Origin of the sequence: Streptomyces sp. SCPE 10 (assembly GCF_051980735.1) — a bacterium.
Lineage (GTDB): Bacteria > Actinomycetota > Actinomycetes > Streptomycetales > Streptomycetaceae > Streptomyces > Streptomyces misionensis.
In genome coordinates this window covers 2,258,443-2,276,196 of record NZ_CP197069.1, presented here as the reverse complement: position 1 = coordinate 2,276,196, position 17,754 = coordinate 2,258,443, and the positions used below count along the sequence as shown (strand labels likewise).

The 17,754-nt window shown below is 71.7% G+C and carries 15 protein-coding genes and 1 riboswitch; of the genes, 11 read left to right on the top strand and 4 right to left on the bottom strand.

Translation table 11 applies throughout. From position 1 onward, the window contains the following. Positions 1-43 precede the first annotated feature (43 nt). The 5 genes from qcrC (at position 44) to ACSP97_RS10685 (ending at position 6,422) form a co-directional block, all read left to right on the top strand. Positions 44-856, top strand: a complete 813-nt coding sequence (qcrC, locus tag ACSP97_RS10705) for a cytochrome bc1 complex diheme cytochrome c subunit (protein WP_070028640.1) — start codon at positions 44-46, stop codon at positions 854-856. After that, positions 853-1,911, top strand: a complete 1,059-nt coding sequence (gene qcrA, locus ACSP97_RS10700) for a cytochrome bc1 complex Rieske iron-sulfur subunit (protein ID WP_355143941.1) — start codon at positions 853-855, stop codon at positions 1,909-1,911. Before qcrC ends, qcrA begins: the two co-directional genes overlap by 4 nt. Beyond that, positions 1,908-3,545, top strand: coding sequence for a cytochrome bc1 complex cytochrome b subunit (gene qcrB / locus ACSP97_RS10695; protein WP_355143939.1), 1,638 nt, complete (start codon positions 1,908-1,910; stop codon positions 3,543-3,545). The genes qcrA and qcrB overlap by 4 nt, the downstream gene beginning before the upstream one ends. Positions 3,546-3,662: 117 nt before the next feature. Next, on the top strand, positions 3,663-4,727 hold the full coding sequence (trpD, locus tag ACSP97_RS10690; protein ID WP_440558397.1) for an anthranilate phosphoribosyltransferase: 1,065 nt from the start codon (positions 3,663-3,665) through the stop codon (positions 4,725-4,727). 72 nt (positions 4,728-4,799) lie between these two features. Further along, positions 4,800-4,916, top strand: a riboswitch (SAM riboswitch). Positions 4,917-5,060: 144 nt separating this feature from the next. Beyond that, positions 5,061-6,422: an aminotransferase class V-fold PLP-dependent enzyme gene (locus tag ACSP97_RS10685; protein ID WP_440557257.1), complete on the top strand. Its 1,362-nt coding sequence runs from the start codon at positions 5,061-5,063 to the stop codon at positions 6,420-6,422. A gap of 38 nt (positions 6,423-6,460) precedes the next feature. Here the strand turns inward: ACSP97_RS10685 and ACSP97_RS10680 are convergent, their stop codons facing one another. Continuing rightward, on the bottom strand, positions 6,461-6,742 hold the full coding sequence (locus ACSP97_RS10680; protein ID WP_070028636.1) for an Lrp/AsnC family transcriptional regulator: 282 nt from the start codon (positions 6,740-6,742) through the stop codon (positions 6,461-6,463). Next, entirely contained in the window at positions 6,739-7,524 is a 786-nt protein-coding gene (locus tag ACSP97_RS10675) for a rhomboid family intramembrane serine protease (RefSeq protein WP_358304523.1), read from the bottom strand. Before ACSP97_RS10675 ends, ACSP97_RS10680 begins: the two co-directional genes overlap by 4 nt. A gap of 153 nt (positions 7,525-7,677) precedes the next feature. Here ACSP97_RS10675 and ACSP97_RS10670 point away from each other — a divergent pair, with 153 nt between their 5' ends. The 5 genes from ACSP97_RS10670 (at position 7,678) to ACSP97_RS10650 (ending at position 13,088) form a co-directional block, all read left to right on the top strand. Further along, positions 7,678-7,917, top strand: coding sequence for a hypothetical protein (locus ACSP97_RS10670; protein ID WP_070028634.1), 240 nt, complete (start codon positions 7,678-7,680; stop codon positions 7,915-7,917). A gap of 50 nt (positions 7,918-7,967) precedes the next feature. After that, positions 7,968-9,311, top strand: a complete 1,344-nt coding sequence (locus tag ACSP97_RS10665) for an NYN domain-containing protein (protein WP_440557256.1) — start codon at positions 7,968-7,970, stop codon at positions 9,309-9,311. 213 nt (positions 9,312-9,524) lie between these two features. Next, positions 9,525-10,559, top strand: coding sequence for a C40 family peptidase (locus ACSP97_RS10660; RefSeq protein WP_180331437.1), 1,035 nt, complete (start codon positions 9,525-9,527; stop codon positions 10,557-10,559). A gap of 240 nt (positions 10,560-10,799) precedes the next feature. Then, positions 10,800-11,861, top strand: a complete 1,062-nt coding sequence (locus ACSP97_RS10655) for a C40 family peptidase (RefSeq protein WP_355323493.1) — start codon at positions 10,800-10,802, stop codon at positions 11,859-11,861. Between the two features lie 30 nt (positions 11,862-11,891). Then, positions 11,892-13,088 carry a hypothetical protein gene (locus ACSP97_RS10650; RefSeq protein WP_440557255.1) on the top strand — a complete coding sequence of 399 codons (1,197 nt, stop codon included), beginning with the start codon at positions 11,892-11,894 and terminating at the stop codon, positions 13,086-13,088. Positions 13,089-13,206: 118 nt separating this feature from the next. On the opposite strand, the gene ACSP97_RS10645 is transcribed toward ACSP97_RS10650, so the two are convergent. Beyond that, entirely contained in the window at positions 13,207-14,433 is a 1,227-nt protein-coding gene (locus ACSP97_RS10645; protein WP_435643778.1) for a glycosyltransferase 87 family protein, read from the bottom strand. A 131-nt stretch (positions 14,434-14,564) separates the two neighbouring features. Between ACSP97_RS10645 and ACSP97_RS10640 the strand changes: the two genes are divergently transcribed. Next, positions 14,565-15,707 (top strand): glycosyltransferase family 4 protein, encoded by a 1,143-nt coding sequence (locus ACSP97_RS10640; RefSeq protein ID WP_440557254.1) that lies wholly within the window; start codon positions 14,565-14,567, stop codon positions 15,705-15,707. A 49-nt stretch (positions 15,708-15,756) separates the two neighbouring features. Here ACSP97_RS10640 and ACSP97_RS10635 read toward each other — a convergent pair whose 3' ends face one another. Next, the gene (locus tag ACSP97_RS10635) at positions 15,757-17,553 is read right to left on the bottom strand and encodes an AMP-dependent synthetase/ligase (protein ID WP_355143923.1); all 1,797 of its coding nucleotides are present in this window, start codon (positions 17,551-17,553) and stop codon (positions 15,757-15,759) included. Positions 17,554-17,754: the final 201 nt, after the last annotated feature.

The window sequence follows — 17,754 nt, the reverse complement described above, 5'->3', positions numbered from 1 at the left end:
TCCAGAAGCACCGACGCAGAAGATCCTGACACCGGGGTAATCCGTGAAAAAGCTCTCCGCACGACGACGCCATCCGCTGGCGGCGGTCGTCGTCCTACTCCTCGCGCTGGCGGCCACTGGGGGGCTGTACGCCGCGTTCGCGCCCGCGGGCAAGGCGCAGGCCGATGAAACCTCCCAGTCCCTGACCATCAAGGAGGGTAGGAAGCTCTACGAGGTCGGCTGCGCCAGCTGCCACGGCACCGGTGGGCAGGGCTCCTCCGACGGGCCGAGCCTGGTCGGCGTGGGCTCCGCGGCCGTCGACTTCCAGGTCGGCACCGGCCGTATGCCGGCCGCGACCTCGCAGGGCGCCCAGGTCCCGCGCAAGAAGCCTGTGTACACGCAGACTCAGATCGACCAGCTCGCCGCGTACATCGCGTCGCTGGGTGCCGGTCCGGTCGTGCCGACCAAGCAGCAGTACGGTCCGGCCGGCGCGGACATCGCCAAGGGTGGCGAGCTGTTCCGCACCAACTGCGCGCAGTGCCACAACTTCACCGGCAAGGGCGGTGCCCTGACCAAGGGCAAGTTCGCGCCCACGCTGGAGGGCGTCGACCCGAAGCACATCTACGAGGCCATGCAGACGGGCCCGCAAAACATGCCGTCCTTCCCGGACACGACGCTGTCCTCCAAGAACAAGAAGGACATCATCGCGTACCTGCACGCGGTCGACAGCAGCGAGACGACGAACCCGGGCGGTCTGGAGCTGGGCGGCCTCGGGCCGGTCAGTGAGGGCCTGTTCGCCTGGATCTTCGGTCTCGGCGCGCTGATCGCCGTCGCCGTCTGGGTCGCCGCTCGGACCGCAAAGGCCAAGAAGTCATGAGTAGCCAAGACATTCCCGAAGAGAACCTGCCCGCAGAGCAGGACCACGCGCACGGCGCGGTAGGGGTCGCGGACGAGGAGAACCCGTTCGCCGACCCGGGGCTGCCGCCCCACGAGCACCGGATCCAGGACATCGACGAGCGGGCCGCCAAGCGGTCCGAGCGTGTCGTCGCCCTGCTGTTCACGGTGTCGATGCTGGCCACCGTCGGCTTCATCGTCTCGTACGTGACCATCCCGCACGACAAGAACATCTTCGTCTTCCCGATCGGGCACGTCAGCGCGCTGAACTTCGCGCTGGGCCTGACCCTGGGCGTGGCGCTGTTCTGCATCGGCGCGGGCGCGGTCCACTGGGCCCGCACCCTGATGTCCGACGTCGAGGTCGCCGACGAGCGCCACCCGATCGAGGCCGCTCCCGAGGTCCGGGCCAAGGTGCACGCGGACTTCCGCCAGGGCGCCAAGGAGTCGGCGCTCGGCCGCCGCAAGCTGATCCGCAACACGATGTTCGGCGCGCTGGCCCTGGTGCCGCTCTCCGGTGTCATGCTGCTGCGCGACCTCGGTCCGCTGCCCGGTACGTCCCTGCGCCACACCCTGTGGGCCAAGGGCAAGCGTCTGGTCAACATGAACACCAACCAGCCGCTGCGTCCCGAGGACGTCGCCGTCGGCTCCCTGACCTTCGCCAAGCCGGACGGCCTGGAGGAGACGGACGAGGAGTTCCAGACGGAGCTCGCCAAGTCGGCCCTGATGATCGTCCGGCTCCAGCCGGACAACATCAAGGACAAGCGCGAGCTGAACTGGTCGCACGACGGCATCGTCGCGTTCTCCAAGATCTGCACCCACGTCGGCTGCCCGATCTCGCTGTACGAGCAGCAGACGCACCACGTGCTGTGCCCGTGCCACCAGTCCACCTTCGACCTCTCCGACGGTGCCCGAGTGATCTTCGGCCCCGCCGGCCACGCCCTGCCGCAGCTGCGCATCGGCGTGGACAGTGAGGGTTACCTCCAGGCGCTCGGCGACTTCGAGGAGCCCGTCGGTCCTGCATTCTGGGAGCGCGGATGAGTACTGCATCGAACGACGCACCCCGCTCTCGCGGGACGGCTCCGGCCGGCGAGCGGATCGCCGACTGGGCCGACGGCCGGCTCGGGATCTACTCCCTGGCCAAGGCCAACATGCGCAAGATCTTCCCCGACCACTGGTCGTTCATGTTGGGCGAAGTGTGCATGTACAGCTTCATCATCATCATCCTGACGGGTGTCTATCTGACGCTGTTCTTCCACCCGTCGATGAACGAGGTCGTCTACCACGGCAGCTATGTCCCGCTCCAGGGGCAGATGATGTCGGAGGCCTTCAACTCGACCCTGCACATCTCCTTCGACGTGCGCGGTGGTCTGCTCGTCCGGCAGATCCACCACTGGGCCGCGCTGATCTTCCTCGCCGGCATGTTCGTGCACATGATGCGCGTGTTCTTCACCGGCGCGTTCCGCAAGCCGCGTGAGATCAACTGGCTGTTCGGCTTCCTGCTGTTCGTCCTCGGCATGTTCACCGGCTTCACCGGTTACTCGCTCCCGGACGACCTGCTCTCCGGCACCGGTGTCCGCTTCATGGAGGGCGCGATCCTGTCCGTGCCGATCGTCGGCACGTACATGTCGTACTTCCTCTTCGGCGGGCAGTTCCCCGGCCACGACTTCGTCGCCCGGTTCTACTCGATCCACATCCTGCTGCTGCCGGGCATCATGCTCGGCCTGATGGTGGCGCACCTGATCCTGGTCTTCTACCACAAGCACACGCAGTTCGCGGGTCCGGGCAAGTCGAACAACAACGTGGTCGGCATGCCGCTGCTGCCGGTCTACATGGCCAAGGCCGGAGGCTTCTTCTTCCTGGTCTTCGGTGTCATCGCGGCCATCGCCGCGGTCGCGCAGATCAACCCGATCTGGGCCATGGGCCCCTACCGTCCGGACCAGGTCTCCACCGGCGCCCAGCCCGACTGGTACATGGGCTTCGCCGAGGGTCTGATCCGCTTCATGCCGGGCTGGGAGATCAACTTCTGGGGTCACACGCTCGTCCTGGGCGTGTTCATCCCGCTGGTGCTCTTCCCGCTGGTCCTGGCGGGCATCGCGGTCTACCCGTTCATCGAGTCCTGGGTCACCGGCGACAAGCGCGAGCACCACATCCTGGACCGCCCGCGCAACGCCCCGACCCGTACCGCGTTCGGTGTCGCCTGGGTGACGATCTACATGGTCACCCTGGTCGGCGGTGGCAACGACCTGTGGGCCACCCACTTCCACCTGTCGATCAACGCCGTGACCTGGTTCGTCCGGATCTTCTTCTTCGTCGGCCCGGTCATCGCGTTCCTGGTCACCAAGCGGATCTGCCTCGGTCTCCAGCGCCGCGACCGCGACAAGGTGCTGCACGGTCGCGAGACCGGCATCATCAAGCGGCTGCCGCACGGTGAGTTCATCGAGGTGCACGAGCCGCTCAGCCAGGAGCAGCTGCACACGCTCACCGCGCACGACCAGTACCAGCCGGCCGAGATCGGCCCGACGGTCGACGAGAACGGTGTCGAGCGCAAGGTGAAGGCCTCGGAGCGACTCCGGGTCAAGCTGTCCAACGCCTACTACGGCGAGGACAACCAGATCCCGAAGCCGTCCGTCGAGGAGTACAGGGAGATCACGAGCGGCCACGGCCACCACTGATCCCGCGTCGCCACGCCACCGAAGGGCCCCGTCCGCACCGCGGACGGGGCCCTTCCCCGTGTCCCGGCTCGATAGGGTGGGGTACGAATGACCACCACTGTGCACGAGGAGCGGCTGATGATCGCTGTGACCCCCGCTGGAGGCGACACCGCGGCGGGCCGCTCCTGGCCCGTCCTGCTGAACGGCCTGCTGACCGGCCAGGACCTGTCCGCCGACGACACGGCCTGGGCGATGGACCTGATCATGCGCGGCGAGGCGACCGACGCGCAGATCGCCGGGTTCATGGTCGCGCTGCGCGCCAAGGGCGAGACGGTGGAGGAGATCTCCGGCCTGGTGCGCACCATGTACGAGCACGCCAACGTGATCGAGGTGCCGGGGCCCGCCGTCGACATCGTCGGCACCGGCGGCGACGGCGCCAAGACCGTCAACATCTCCACGATGTCCTCGATCGTGGTCGCGGGCACCGGCGCCAAGGTCGTCAAGCACGGCAACCGCGCCGCCTCCTCCGCCTCCGGCTCCTCCGACGTGCTGGAGAAGCTGGGCGTCAACCTCCAGCTGACCCCGAAGCGGGTGGCCGAGGTCGCCGAGGAGGCCGGTATCACCATCTGCTTCGCGGTGAAGTTCCACCCCTCGCTGCGTCATGTCGCCGCCGCGCGCGGGCAGTTGGGGATCCGCACCACCTTCAATGTGCTCGGCCCGCTGACCAACCCGGCCAAGGTGCGCGCGCAGGCGGTGGGCGTCGCCGATCCGCGCATGGCGCCCGTGGTGGCCGGCGTCTTCGCCGAGCGGGGCAACTCCGCGCTGGTCTTCCGGGGCGACGACGGCCTGGACGAGCTGACGGTCACCGACACCTCCCGGGTGTGGGTGGTGCGGGACGGCAAGGTCACCGAGGAGGTCTTCGACCCCCGGGACGTCGGCATCGACATCGTCCCCGTGGACGCCCTGCGCGGCGCGGACGCCTCCTACAACGCGGAGGTCGCCCGCCGGGTGCTCGACGGCGAGCGGGGCGCGGTGCGCGACGCGGTGCTGCTGAACTCGGCGGCGGCCCTGGTGGCCCTGGAGCCGTCCGACGCCCCGCTCACCGAGCAGCTGCGCGCACAGATGGCCCGGGCGGCCGAGTCCATCGACTCGGGCGCGGCCAAGCGGACGCTGGAGCGCTGGGTGGCGGCCAGCAACGCCTGAGACGCGGTTGATCGTCCCGCGATCCGGACACGGGTTGCGGGGCGATCATCCCTTCGCGTAATTTCCCTACCAGGTCATGAGTGACAGTCATGAGGCCCCGGCCGACTGTCCGGCAACCCTCCGTCCGTGGCGGGGTGCCCCGGGTGAGGACCAGGTCGTAGGCAGCGAGGTCTACGGCAAGCGCGGACCCCTCGAACCCAGGGGTCCTGGTCGTACGAGGGAGCCTTCCGTGAGCAAGCGAATGCGCTAGGGCCGCAGAGCCCCGCCTCCGCGTACCCCTTTCACCTTCTTCCCGTACGTCCCTGCGGCGTACGTCCTCACGGGAGTCACCCCATGTCTCACTCCAGCGCTGTCGCCGACCCGTCGATTTGCTCCCCGCTGCCCGTTCTGGGGCGGGATGTCACCGTTCCGCTCGTCACGGGCGGCGAAGTCACTTACGCGGCCCTCGACTACGCGGCCAGCGCCCCCGCCCTCCAGCGCGTCTGGGACGACGTCGCCGCCTACGCGCCCTACTACGGCAGTGTCCACCGGGGCGCCGGCTACCTCTCCCAGCTCTCCACCGACCTGTTCGAGAACGCCCGCCGCACGGTCGCCGGCTTCCTCGGCTGCCGGGCCGACGACCAGGTGGTCTTCACCCGCTCCACCACGGACTCGCTGAACCTGCTGGCCCGGGCGCTCCCGGCCGACTGCCGCGTCTTCGTCTTCGAGACCGAGCACCATGCCTCCCTGCTGCCCTGGCCGGACTCCCGGGTCACCTACCTCGACGCCCCGCGCACCCCGCAGCAGGCGGTGCGGACGCTGGAGCGGGCCCTGGCCGACCGGGACCCGTACGGCCCGGCCCTGGTCTGCGTCACCGGTGCCTCCAACGTCACCGGCGAGCTGTGGCCGGTGCGCGAGCTGGCCGCCGCCGCGCACGCGCACGGCGCCCGGATCGTCCTGGACGCCGCCCAGCTGGCCCCGCACCACCCCGTGGACATCGCCGACCTGGACGTCGACTGGGTCGCCTTCTCCGGGCACAAGCTGTACGCCCCCTTCGGCGCGGGCGTGCTGGCCGGCCGCGCCGACTGGCTGCGGGCCGCCGAGCCGTACCTCGCGGGCGGCGGCGCCAGCCGCAGGGTCACCCGGCGCACCGACGGGGGAGTGGACGTGGAGTGGCACGAGAGTGCCGCCCGGCACGAGGCGGGCTCCCCGAACGTCATCGGCGCCTACGCCGTCGCCTCGGCCTGCAAGGCGCTCACCGAGGCCGGCTGGACGGACCTGGTCGCGCGCGAGCAACGGCTGATCGAGCGGGTCCGCACGGGCCTCGCCGGGATTCCGCAGGTCAGGGTGTTGTCCCTGTTCGGGGACGACGCTCCGCGGGTCGGCGTGATCTCCTTCGTGGTGGAGGGCTGGAACAGCTCCCACTTCGCGGCCGTCCTGTCCGCCGAGTACGGCATCGGCGTCCGCGACGGCCTGTTCTGCGCCCACCCGCTGGTGCGCACCCTGCTCGGCACCGACCCCCAGACCCAGGGCGAGTGCGGTGCCCCCGAGGCCGCCCCCGGCGAGAAGTCCCTCAACGCCATCCGTGTGAGCTTCGGCGCGGGCACCCCCGACGAGCACGTCGAGCGCTTCCTCACGGCGGTGCGGGAGCTGGTGACCGAGGGTGCCAAGTGGACGTACCGCACGGAGGACGGCCGCTGCGTCCCGGCGGTGTGAGGGGTCCGGCGGGACCTGGTGGGGCGGCTTTCAGACGGTCAGGAGTCCAGCCCGATCGCGAAGGCCGCCTCCAGGTCGTGCTGGGAGTACGTACGGAACGCCACATGCGTGTCGGTCCCCTCGACCCCGGGGATCTTGCTGATCCGGCCCGGGATCACCTCGGCCAGGTCGTCGTGCCGCCGCACCCGCACCATGGCGATCAGGTCGTAGGTGCCGGTCACGGAGAACACCTCGCTCACCGACTCCAGCGCGGCGATCTGCTCGGCGATCTCGGGGATCCGGTCCACGCTGGTCTTGATGAGGACGATCGCGGTGATCACGGCTGGTTCTCTCCCTCGGGTGCCGGAGCGGGTGCGGTTTTCACTCTAGCCCGCCCGTCTCCCGCCACCGCCCTCCCGAGGCCGCCCTCGCGACCCCGCCGTCCCCCGTACCGCACCCACGCGTAGCCGAATCCCACGCCGAACCCCACCAGGTGCGCCAGATACGCCACCCCCGGCCCCTGCACCGACCGTCCCGCCGCCACCCACTGCAATGCCACCCAGAACGGCAGTACGACCCACGCCGGGAACCGCAGCGGCAGGAAGAAGAGGAACGGCAGGAGACTGGTGACACGGGCGCGCGGGAACAGGAAGAGAAACGCACCGAGCACCGCCGAGATCGCCCCCGACGCGCCCACCAGCGACTGCTCGGAGGTGGCGTTGGCCGCCGCGTACCCCAGCAGCGCCAGGTAGCCGCAGCCGACGTAGAAGAGGGTGAACTCCACGCGGCCCATCCGCTCCTCGGTCAGCACGCCGAAGACGAGGAGGAAGAGCATGTTGCCCAGCAGATGCACCCAGTTGCCGTGCAGGAACAGGGCGGTGACCGGGGAGAGCGCGTGTGCCGCGGGGGCGGCGAACAGCTCCGCCGGGACCACGCCCCAGTGGCGGAAGTACACCCGCTGCGTGTCGAGCAGCGCATACCCGGTGCCGTATCCGGGGACGATCCCGGACGCCGGGCTCAGTACGAAGATCAGACAGCACAGGGCGATGAGGCCGTACGTCGTCGGCGCGGCCCTGAGCGCCCTGAAGGTCCTGCCGGCCGCCGTGCTCCACTCGCTGATCATGAATACAGAGCATGACGTAACCGGACGCAAGCTGACATACCGCCTCGCCGCCGTGAACGGACGGGCGGCGAGCACCCGCCAGGCCGTAGGGTTACGAGCCACACGCGTCGGCCGCCGGCGCGGTCCGACCCGAGAAGGAAGCGAACAGGCACGATGACGGTTCCCCTGCCGACCGCCACGACGCGATGGCGCTGCACCCTCTGCGGAAACCTCACCCGCTTCGACGTCACCCGCTCGTCCAAGGTCGTGGAGTACGTCCACCTCGACCTGGCCGGCGAGCCGACGGTGGAGGAGCGCCAGGTGGTCAGTGAGACCATCGAGTCGGTGCGCTGCCGCTGGTGCAACGCGGTGGACCAGGTGGAACTCGTGGACAGGCCGGGCACCGGCTCCTGACGGAGCGGGCCCGCCAGGGGACGTCGGCAATCGGTAGTGGGGTGTGACGGATGGTGGAGAGCGCAGGCGGGGGGCCGGGCGACGGCACCGCTGAGGTGCTTGACCGTCCGCTGCCCGACGGGGTGCGCCGTAGGGTCGTGGGGATCGTCTCGGACGGCTTCGGTCAGCTGACGGTGACGGAACTCCCCGCCCAGCTGCGGCAGTACGCCCGGTTCGCCCCGAACCGCCGGGTGAAGTTCGCCGGGAACGCGATGGCGGCGGCGCTGGAGACCGACACGCTGTTCAGACAGCGGATCGGCGAGAAGTTCCGCGAGGCCCAGCCGGAGCTGGCCGGCGCCCTCGACTCGGGCGCGGCGCCACCGGCCGCCGACCCGCTGGACGTGGCGGCCGCCGCCTATGTGCTGCGCCCGGCGGGCTGGGTGAAGCTGGTCACCGCGGCCGGCGAGGAGGCCCAGCGCGCCGACGCCGAGCGGGCCGACGAGGAGAGCCGGGCCGAACTGGAGCGGCTGCGCGTCGAACTGGACCACGCCCGCGAGCACACCCGGTTTGAGACCGAACGGCTGCGCGCGGAGCTGGAGTCGGTGAAGCGGGAGGCGGAGTCGCTGCACCGCAAGCTGCGCTCCGCGCTGAGCGACGTGCGCCGCGGCGAGGCCGCGCTGCGCAAGGCGCAGGCCGAGACGGACATCGTACGCGCCGAGGCGCAGCTCCAGGTGTCGGCCGCGGAGAGCGAGTCCCGGCGGCTCAAGGCGCGCCTCGGCGAGGCGGAGGCGGCCCTGGAGGCCACCCGCAAGGCCGCCCGCGAGGGCCGCAGCGTGGAGGACATGCGGGTCCGGCTGCTCCTGGACACCCTGCTGGACGCCACCCAGGGCCTGCGGCGGGAGCTGGCGCTGCCGCCGGTGTCCGTGCGTCCGGCCGAGACGGTCGACGCGGTGGAGCCGGGCCGGATGACCCCCAAGGACATCGCGGCGCGCGCCCTGTCCGAGCACGACCCCGCGATCCTCGACCAGTTGCTCGCGCTGCCGCAGGCGCATCTGGTGGTCGACGGCTACAACGTCACCAAGACCGGCTATCCGCAGATGCCGCTGGAGAAGCAGCGGCTGCGGCTGCTCGGGCAGTTGTCCGCGCTGGCCGCGCAGACCGGCGCCGAGGTGACGTGCGTCTTCGACGGCGCGGAACTGGCCGCGCCGGTGCTGCTCGCGCCGCCGCGCGGCGTGCGGGTGCTGTTCTCCAAGCCGGGCGTCACCGCGGACGAGCTGATCCGCCAGCTGGTGCGCGCGGAACCGCCGGGCCGTCCGGTCATCGTGGCCTCCACCGACCGCGAGGTGGCCGACGGGGTGGCGCGGGCGGGTGCCCGGCCGGTGGCGTCTGCGGTGCTTCTGAAGCGACTGTCCTGAAAGGCCCGACGGGCGTACGCAATGCCCGGATTGGGGCGCACCGTCACGCGACGTAGGGTCAATCGCGCATCACTGCTTGTGTGTTGTGTGCAAAAAAAACATTGCGTCACGGCATTTTTTGCCGTGAGGATTTGAATGATCACAACTGTGTCACTAGGGTCTGGGCTCGAACCTCCGAACGGGTGAACACTCACAAGAAGGAGTTCGTCCTCCGTGGCGTCCCACCGTCGACCCAAACAGCAGAGCCGCGCACGCGTGACCGTGCTGACCACCGCAGCCGCCGCTGCCGTCGTGCTCAGCGCCAACGCCGCGAACGCCGCACCGAGTCCGAAGCTCAGCAAGGACCAGGTCAAGTCCAAGGTCGACAAGCTGTACGAGGAGGCCGAGCAGGCCACCGAGAAGTACAACGGCGCCAAGGAGAAGCAGCAGAAGCTCCAGAAGGAGATATCCACGATCCAGGACAACGTCGCGCGGGGTCAGGAAGACCTCAACAAGCTGCGCGACGGCCTGGGTTCGCTGGCGACCGCCCAGTACCGCGACGGCGGCATCGACCCCTCGGTCCAGCTCTTCCTCTCCTCCAACCCGGACGACTACCTCGACAAGGCGTCCACTCTCGACCAGCTGAGCGGCCAGCAGGTCGACGCGCTGCGCAAGATCCAGGACAAGCAGCGCGAACTCGCCCAGGAGCGCTCCGAGGCCACCGAGAAGCTCAAGGACCTCTCGGCCACCCGCACCGAACTGGGCAACAAGAAGAAGGAAGTCCAGGCCAAGCTGGCCGAGGCCCAGAAGATCCTCAACAGCCTCACCGCCAAGGAGAAGGCGGACCTGGCCGCGCAGCAGCAGCGCGCCGACCGCTCCTCCAGCCAGCGCGTGAACCTCGGCGACGCCCCGCCCGCCTCCGGCCGGGCCGCGGCCGCCTTCGCCGCCGCCCAGGCCCAGATCGGCAAGCCGTACGTCTACGGCGCCACCGGCCCCTCCTCCTTCGACTGCTCGGGTCTGACCTCCTACGCCTACGCGCAGGCCGGCGTCTCCATCCCGCGCACCTCCGAGGAGCAGGCCACCATCGGCACCCGGATCTACAACCAGAGCGACCTCAAGGTCGGCGACCTGGTGTTCTTCTACGGCGACATCCACCACGTCGGCCTGTACGCGGGCAACGGCCAGGTGCTGCACGCCCCGCACACCGGTGCCGTGGTGCGCTACGAGGCGATGTCCGACATGCCGTTCCAGTTCGGCGTGCGGGTCTGAGACCCGCCGCAAACCTCACGAGGGCGCCCGAACGGGCGAACCCGTGGGACGAGGGTTGACTCCACGCCCCGCCGGTGACCTGCGTCAGCGGCGGGGCGTCACTCTTTGTCGCCGTCGAGGTCTTTGGCCGCGGCCCTTCCGCACGGCTACTGTCTGCCGCGTTTCCCCGGCGCCCGGGCCTCCCCGTCCCTGGCGCCGGGGGACGTCCCTCGTCAGCCAGTGGAAGGGGTTCGGCAACCCGTGGGGTCCCATCGCCGCCTTGCACCGTCCGGCCGCGACCGTGCACCGTCCGGTCACCGCCGGGCACCGTCCGGACTCGCCCTGGGCGCCGCCGCCCTGTGCGCGCTGTCGGCCGCCGCCGCGCTCGGCGCCGTACCCGCGCACGCCGCGCCGCACGCCGACGCCCGCGCCGAGGTGGACCGGCTCTACACGGAGGCCGAGCAGGCGACCCAGGCCTACGACAAGGCCGAGGAGCGCGCGGACGGCCTGCGCCGCGAGGTCCGGTACGCCCAGGACCGGATCGCCCGCCGCCAGCAGGAGGTCAACACCCTGCGGGAGCAACTGGGTTCGCTGGCCGGGGCGCAGTACCGCACGGGCGGCCTCGACCCGGCCGTCGCCCTGCTGTTCTCCGCCGACCCCGACGACTACCTCGACAAGGCCGCCACCCTCGACCGCATCGGCGCCGAGCAGTCCGGCAGGCTGCGGGAGCTGCGCTCCGCGCTGCGCCGACTCGACCAGGAGCACGCCGAGGCGGCCGGGAAACTCGCCGAACTCGATCGCAGCCGCCGGGCGGTGGCCGCGCACAAGCGGACGGTGGAGGCCAAGCTCGCCCGGGCCCGGCAACTGCTGGACTCCCTGTCCGCGGCCGACCGCGCCGCCTACGAACGCTCCTCCCGCTCGGCCGGACCCGACCGCCTCGGGCTGCCGGACCCGACCGGTGCCGCGACCGCCCCCGACGGGCGGGCCGCCGCCGCCCTGGCCGCCGCCCGCTCCGCCCTCGGCCGCCCCTATGTGTGGGGCGCCAACGGGCCCGCCGGCTTCGACTGTTCGGGCCTGATGCAGTGGTCGTACGCGCACGCCGGCATCCATCTGCCCCGCACCTCCCAGGAGCAGCGCTACGCCGGCCGGCGGGTCCCGCTCTCCCAGGCCCGCCCCGGTGACCTCATCGTCTACCGCTCCGACGCCAGCCATGTGGCGATGTACGTCGGCGGCGGCCGGGTCATCCACGCGCCCCACCCGGGGGCGGCGGTGCGCTACGACCCGGTCGGGATGATGCCCATCTCCTCGGTCACCCGGCCCTGACGCCCGCGTGATGCGCCGTACGATCGTCGGATGGCCGGTGACGGGAGGGTGAGAAGGGTCGGGGCGGCGGCCCTGTGCCTGGTGCTGCCGCTGGTCGGCTGTGCAGGGCGGACGGCGGCCGACTCCGCCCGGAGCGAGGTGCAGCGACTGCTGGACATGCGCTCGGCGGCGCTGCTGCGGCACGACGAGGGGGCGTACGACGCGACCGGCGCCCGCGCCGAGTACACCCGGCTGCGCGCCCTGCCGCTGGCCTCCTGGGCGTACCGGGTCACCGGGCTGCGCCGCACCGCCGCGGGCGCCACCGCCGACACCGAGCTGACGTACCGGGTCGCAGGCTACGACCGGGCCCCCGTCGACACCCGGCGCACCGTCACCCTGTCCCGGACGGCCCAGGGCACCTGGTACGTCACCGCCGACCGGCCCGCCGGGGGCGTCGGGCAGCAGCTGTGGGACCAGGGCACGGTGACCGCCGTGCCGGGCGCGCACAGCCTGGTCCTGGGCGCCGGGCAGTCCCCGGCCGACCTGGGGGCCTACGTCCGGATGGCCGACCGGGCGGTCCCGGCGGTCTCGAACGAGTGGGGCACGGACTGGACCCGCAAGGTGGTGGTCGTGGTGCCGAAGTCCCTGGACGGCATGGCGGGCCTGCTCGGCTCACCGGCCGCCGACTACCGGGGCATCGCCGCCGTCACCACCGGCGAGGCGGGCGGCGCGGGCCGCACCCCGGCCGACCGGGTGGTGATCAACCCCGACGCCTACGCCGCCCTGGGCACCCTGGGCAGACAGGTCGTCCTCACCCACGAGACGACCCATGTGGCCACCCGCACCCGCACCACCTCCGCCACCCCCCTGTGGCTCTCCGAGGGGTACGCCGACTGGATCGGCTACCTGGACACCGACCGCACCCCCACCGAGGCCGCCCCGGAACTGGCCCGCGCCGTCCGCGACGGCCGAGTCCCCGCCGCGCTGCCCACCGACAAGGACTTCGGCTTCACCAGCGACCCCACCGAGCTGGCCCAGGCCTACGAGGGCGGCTGGCTGGCCTGCCGCATGATCGCCGACCGCTGGGGCCCCGCCCGCCTCACCGCCTTCTACCGCGCGCTCGGCACCCACTCCACCCACTCCACCCGCACCGCCGCCCTCACCGACGCCCTGCGCACCGTCCTCGGCACCACCCCGCGGGCCTTCACCGCCGCGTGGCGGCAGTACCTGGGCGACCAGCTGCGCTGAGCGACCCGACGGCCTGCCTCGACCATCCGCGCCGAGCACCCCGACGGCCTGCCTCGACCACTCCCGCTCGGCAGCGCTCGTGGCCCGTGCGTCCGTGGCCGAGGTCGGATGAGTCCGGTCAGGGGGACACCGAGGTTCTGGTCGGGTGCAGGGAGTGGAGGGGGGTGGGGGCCGGAGCGGTGGTGGTCCGCCACAGGCGGTGGGCGCAGAGGAGGGCGGCCGTGGCCAGGAGGGCGTTGCGGAGCAGGAGGAGGGCGGTGCCGTACCAGTCGCTCGCCACCACGTGGACGAAGCCGACGGGGAACTCCAGGACGGTGAGGAGGGAGGCCGCGAGGACGAGCAGGGCCGGGGGCGTCATCCGGGAGGCGCGGTGGGTCAGGCAGACGGCGGCCGTGCCGATCAGCCAGACCAGGTACTGGGGGCTGATCACCCGGCTGGTGACGGTGAACAGGAGGACCGCGGTGAACGCCGCGTCCGCCAGGGTGCGCGGGGTGAAGCGGCGGGCCCGCAGGCGCCACAGGAGGAGCCAGCCGAACGCGGCCGCGGACAGGGCCAGCGCCGCCGCGCTCACCTCGGGCACGTACGGGCCGAGGAACTCGATCGAGCCGTAGTTCAGCAGCACCTCGCCCCGCCAGCCGAAGTGCCGGGCCACATGGAAGACCAGGCCGCCCAGCGACTCCACCTCCGTGCCCCGCTCCCGCTGGAAGGTCAGGAACGCGAACGCGCCCGGCATCGCCACCGCGAACACCGCCGCGAGCCCCGCGCCCGTCACCGCCGCCGACACCCACGCCCGCCGCCGCACCGCCCCGGCGAGCAGCAGCACCGGCCACACCTTCAGCAGCGCCCCGAACGCCGCCAGCGCGCCCATCAGCCGCGGGTGCCGCGACCCCGCCACCAGCGCCGCCACCGCCACCGCGGTCACCATCACGTCGTAGCGGGCGTACACCGTGGGGCCGAGCAGCGGGACGCCCGCCACCCACACCCACGCCCCGCGCCGCGACCCGCCCGGCCGCCCCGAGTGCCACAGCAGCAACGCCAGCACCACCAGGTCCGCGAGGAAGGCGAGGACGAAGAAGGCGTGCGCGTACGACAGGAAGGGCAGCAGGGCCGGGGAGAGGATCGCCAGCGCGGCGGCCGGCGGGTACTGCCAGGTGACGTCGTCCATCGGGAACGTCCCGCCGCGCAGCACCTCGTACCAGCCCCGGTAGATCACCGACACGTCCGAGGTGACGTCCGGGCCCGGGAAGACGTACACCCCGAAGACGAAGAGCAGCAGCACCGCACGGGTGACGCCCCAGGTCGCGAGCAGGTACGCCGGCGAGGGCCGGGCGTCCTTGGTCTCCACGTGATCCCCTGCCGTTCGATTCCGTATCGAGTCCCGCCGTCGCGGCACCATGATGTCCCGACCGCCCGCGGCCGTGCCAACGCAGCCGCCCGGATCCGGGCCGTACGGCCGATTCGGTAGGGTCGGCCACGATGCACAAGACCCTGATCGTCACCAACGACTTCCCGCCCCGGCCGGGCGGCATCCAGGCCTTCCTGCACAACATGGCCCTCCGGCTGGACCCCGGGCAGCTGGTCGTCTACGCCTCCACCTGGAAGCGGAGCCGGGAGGGCGCCCTGGCCACCGCCGCGTTCGACGCCGAGCAGCCCTTCACCGTCGTCCGCGACCGCACGACGATGCTGCTGCCCACCCCCGGGGTGACCGGGCGGGCGACCGCGCTGCTGCGCGAGCACGGCTGCACCTCGGTGTGGTTCGGGGCCGCGGCACCGCTCGGGCTGATGGCGCCCGCGCTGCGCCGCGCCGGGGCCGAGCGGCTGGTGGCCACCACGCACGGGCACGAGGCCGGCTGGGCCCAGCTGCCCGCGGCCCGGCAGCTGCTGCGCCGGATCGGGGACGCCACGGACACGATCACCTATCTGGGCGAGTACACCCGCTCCCGCATCGCCACCGCGCTCACCCCCGAGGCGGCCGGCCGGATGGTGCGACTGCCGCCCGGCGTCGACGAGAAGACCTTCCACCCGGACTCCGGCGGGGACGAGGTCCGCGCCCGCCTCGGCCTCACCGACCGCCCGGTCGTCGTCTGCGTCTCCCGGCTGGTGCCGCGCAAGGGCCAGGACACACTGATCAGGGCCCTGCCCCGGATCCTCGCCGCCGAGCCGGACACCGTGCTGCTGATCGTCGGCGGCGGCCCCTACGAGCAGGACCTGCGCCGGCTCGCCCGGGAGACCGGCGTCGCCGCCTCGGTCCGCTTCACCGGTGCCGTCCCCTGGTCCGAGCTGCCCGCCCACTACGGCGCCGGCGACGTCTTCGCCATGCCCTGCCGCACCCGGCGCGGCGGCCTCGACGTCGAGGGCCTCGGCATCGTCTACCTGGAGGCCTCCGCGACCGGCCTGCCGGTCGTCGCCGGCGACTCCGGCGGCGCACCCGACGCCGTGCTCGACGGCGAGACGGGCTGGGTGGTCCGGGGCGGCGCCCCGCAGGAGGCCGCCGACCGCATCACCGCGCTGCTCCAGGACGCCGGGCTGCGGCGGCGGATGGGGGAGCGGGGCCGCCGGTGGGTGGAGGAGAAGTGGCGGTGGGACCTGCTGGCGGAGCGCCTGCGGACCCTGCTCTGACGCGTGTGCCGCGCCTTCCGCGGGTTCCCCGAGTGCCCCGCCGGACGGGTCACTTGGCGTAGATCGCCTCGATGTCGTCCGCGAAGTCCTTCGCGACCACGTTCCGCTTCAGCTTCAGCGACGGCGTCAGATGACCGGAGTCCTCCGTGAACTGCCCCGGCAGGACACGGAACTTGCGCACCGACTCCGCCTTGGACACCGCCGCGTTGCCGTCGTCCACGGCCTCCTGGATCGCGGCGTTCAGCTCGGGGTCGTCCCGCAGCGAGGCCACCGTGGAGCCCGCCGGCTTGCCGTGCTCCGCGGCCCAGCGCCCCAGGAACTCCTCGTCCAGGGTGATGAGGGCGCCCACGAACGGCCGCCCGTCGCCGACCACCATGCACTCCGCGACCAGCGCGTGAGCCCGGATGCGGTCCTCGATCACGGCCGGCGCCACGTTCTTGCCGCCCGCGGTGACGATGATCTCCTTCTTGCGGCCGGTGATCCTGAGGTACCCGTCCTCGTCCAGGGTGCCGATGTCCCCGGTGTGGAACCAGCCGTCGGCCAGCGCCTCGGCCGTCGCGGCCGGGTTGTTCCAGTACTCCTTGAACAGGTGCTCGCCGTGCAGCAGCACCTCGCCGTCGTCCGCTATCCGGACCACCGAGCCCGGCAGCGGCTGCCCCACCGTGCCGATCTTCTGCCGGTCCCACGGGTTGAACGCGGTCGCCGCGCAGGACTCGGTCAGGCCGTAGCCCTCCAGCACCGAGAAGCCGATGCCGCGGAAGAAGTGGCCGAGCCGCTCGCCCAGCGGGGCGCCGCCGGAGATGGCGTACTCGCCCCGGCCGCCGAGGACCGCGCGCAGCTTGGCGTAGACCAGCTTGTCGAAGACCTTGTGCTTGAGCTTCAGCCCGAACGACGGCCCGGACGGCGAGTCCTGGGCCTTGCTGTAGGCGATCGCGGTGGCCGCCGCCTTGTCGAAGACGGCACCCTTGCCGTCCGCCTGCGCCTTGGCGCGCGCCGCGTTGTAGACCTTCTCGAAGACGCGCGGCACACCGAGGATCAACGTCGGCCGGAACGCGGCGAGTTCGTCGGTCAGGTGCTTGATGTCCGGGACGCAGCCCAGCTTGATGGGCGCCATCATCGGCGCGATCTGCACCAGGCGCCCGAAGACGTGCGCCAGCGGCAGGAAGAGCAGCACCGAGCACTCGCCGGTGCGGAACAGCGGGCGCAGCCGCTCGACGATGTTGCCGCACTCGGCGAAGAAGCTGCGGTGGGTGAGGACACAGCCCTTGGGGCGGCCCGTGGTGCCGCTGGTGTAGACGATGGTCGCGGGGTCGTCGGCGCGGGCGAGCGAGGAGCGCTCCTCCACCGTCGCGTCCGACACGTCCTGCCCCAGCCGGCCCAGCTCCTCGACGGCGCCGGCCTCGATCTGCCAGACGTTCTTCAGGGCGGGCAGCGTGTCGCGCACCGTCTCCACGGCCGCCGCGTGCGCGTCCAGCTCCACCACGCACGCCGTCGCGCCCGAGTCGGACAGGATCCACTGCACCTGCTCAGGGGAGCTGGTCTCGTACACCGGCACGGTGACCGCGCCCGCGCTCCAGATCGCGAAGTCGAGGAGCGTCCACTCGTAGCGCGTCCGGGACATCAGGCCCACGCGGTCGCCCGGCTGCACCCCGGCGGCGATGAGACCCTTGGCGGCCGCGTGCACCTCGGCGAGGAACTCCCGGGCCGTCACGTCCCGCCACACCCCGCCGACCTTGCGGGCGATGACGGCGACGTCGGGATGCTGCGCGGCGTTTCTGCGGACGATGTCGGTCAGATTTCCGTCCGCAGGGACCTCGTACAAAGCCGGAAGGCTGAACTCGCGCAAGACTGCTGCTCCTCATAGGGCGCCGGCGCCACGACGTTGTGTGATGCGACGGTGCGGTCCAAGGCTCGGGCTGGTGCTCCGGGTTCGCGGTGGCCGAAACCCTGAGCACGACTGGACTGCCCGGACGTTACCCGTCGGTATGGCGTTCCCGACAGGGGGTTCCGGGGAGATGTTCCTTGTGTCACACAGGTGGGCGTTCCT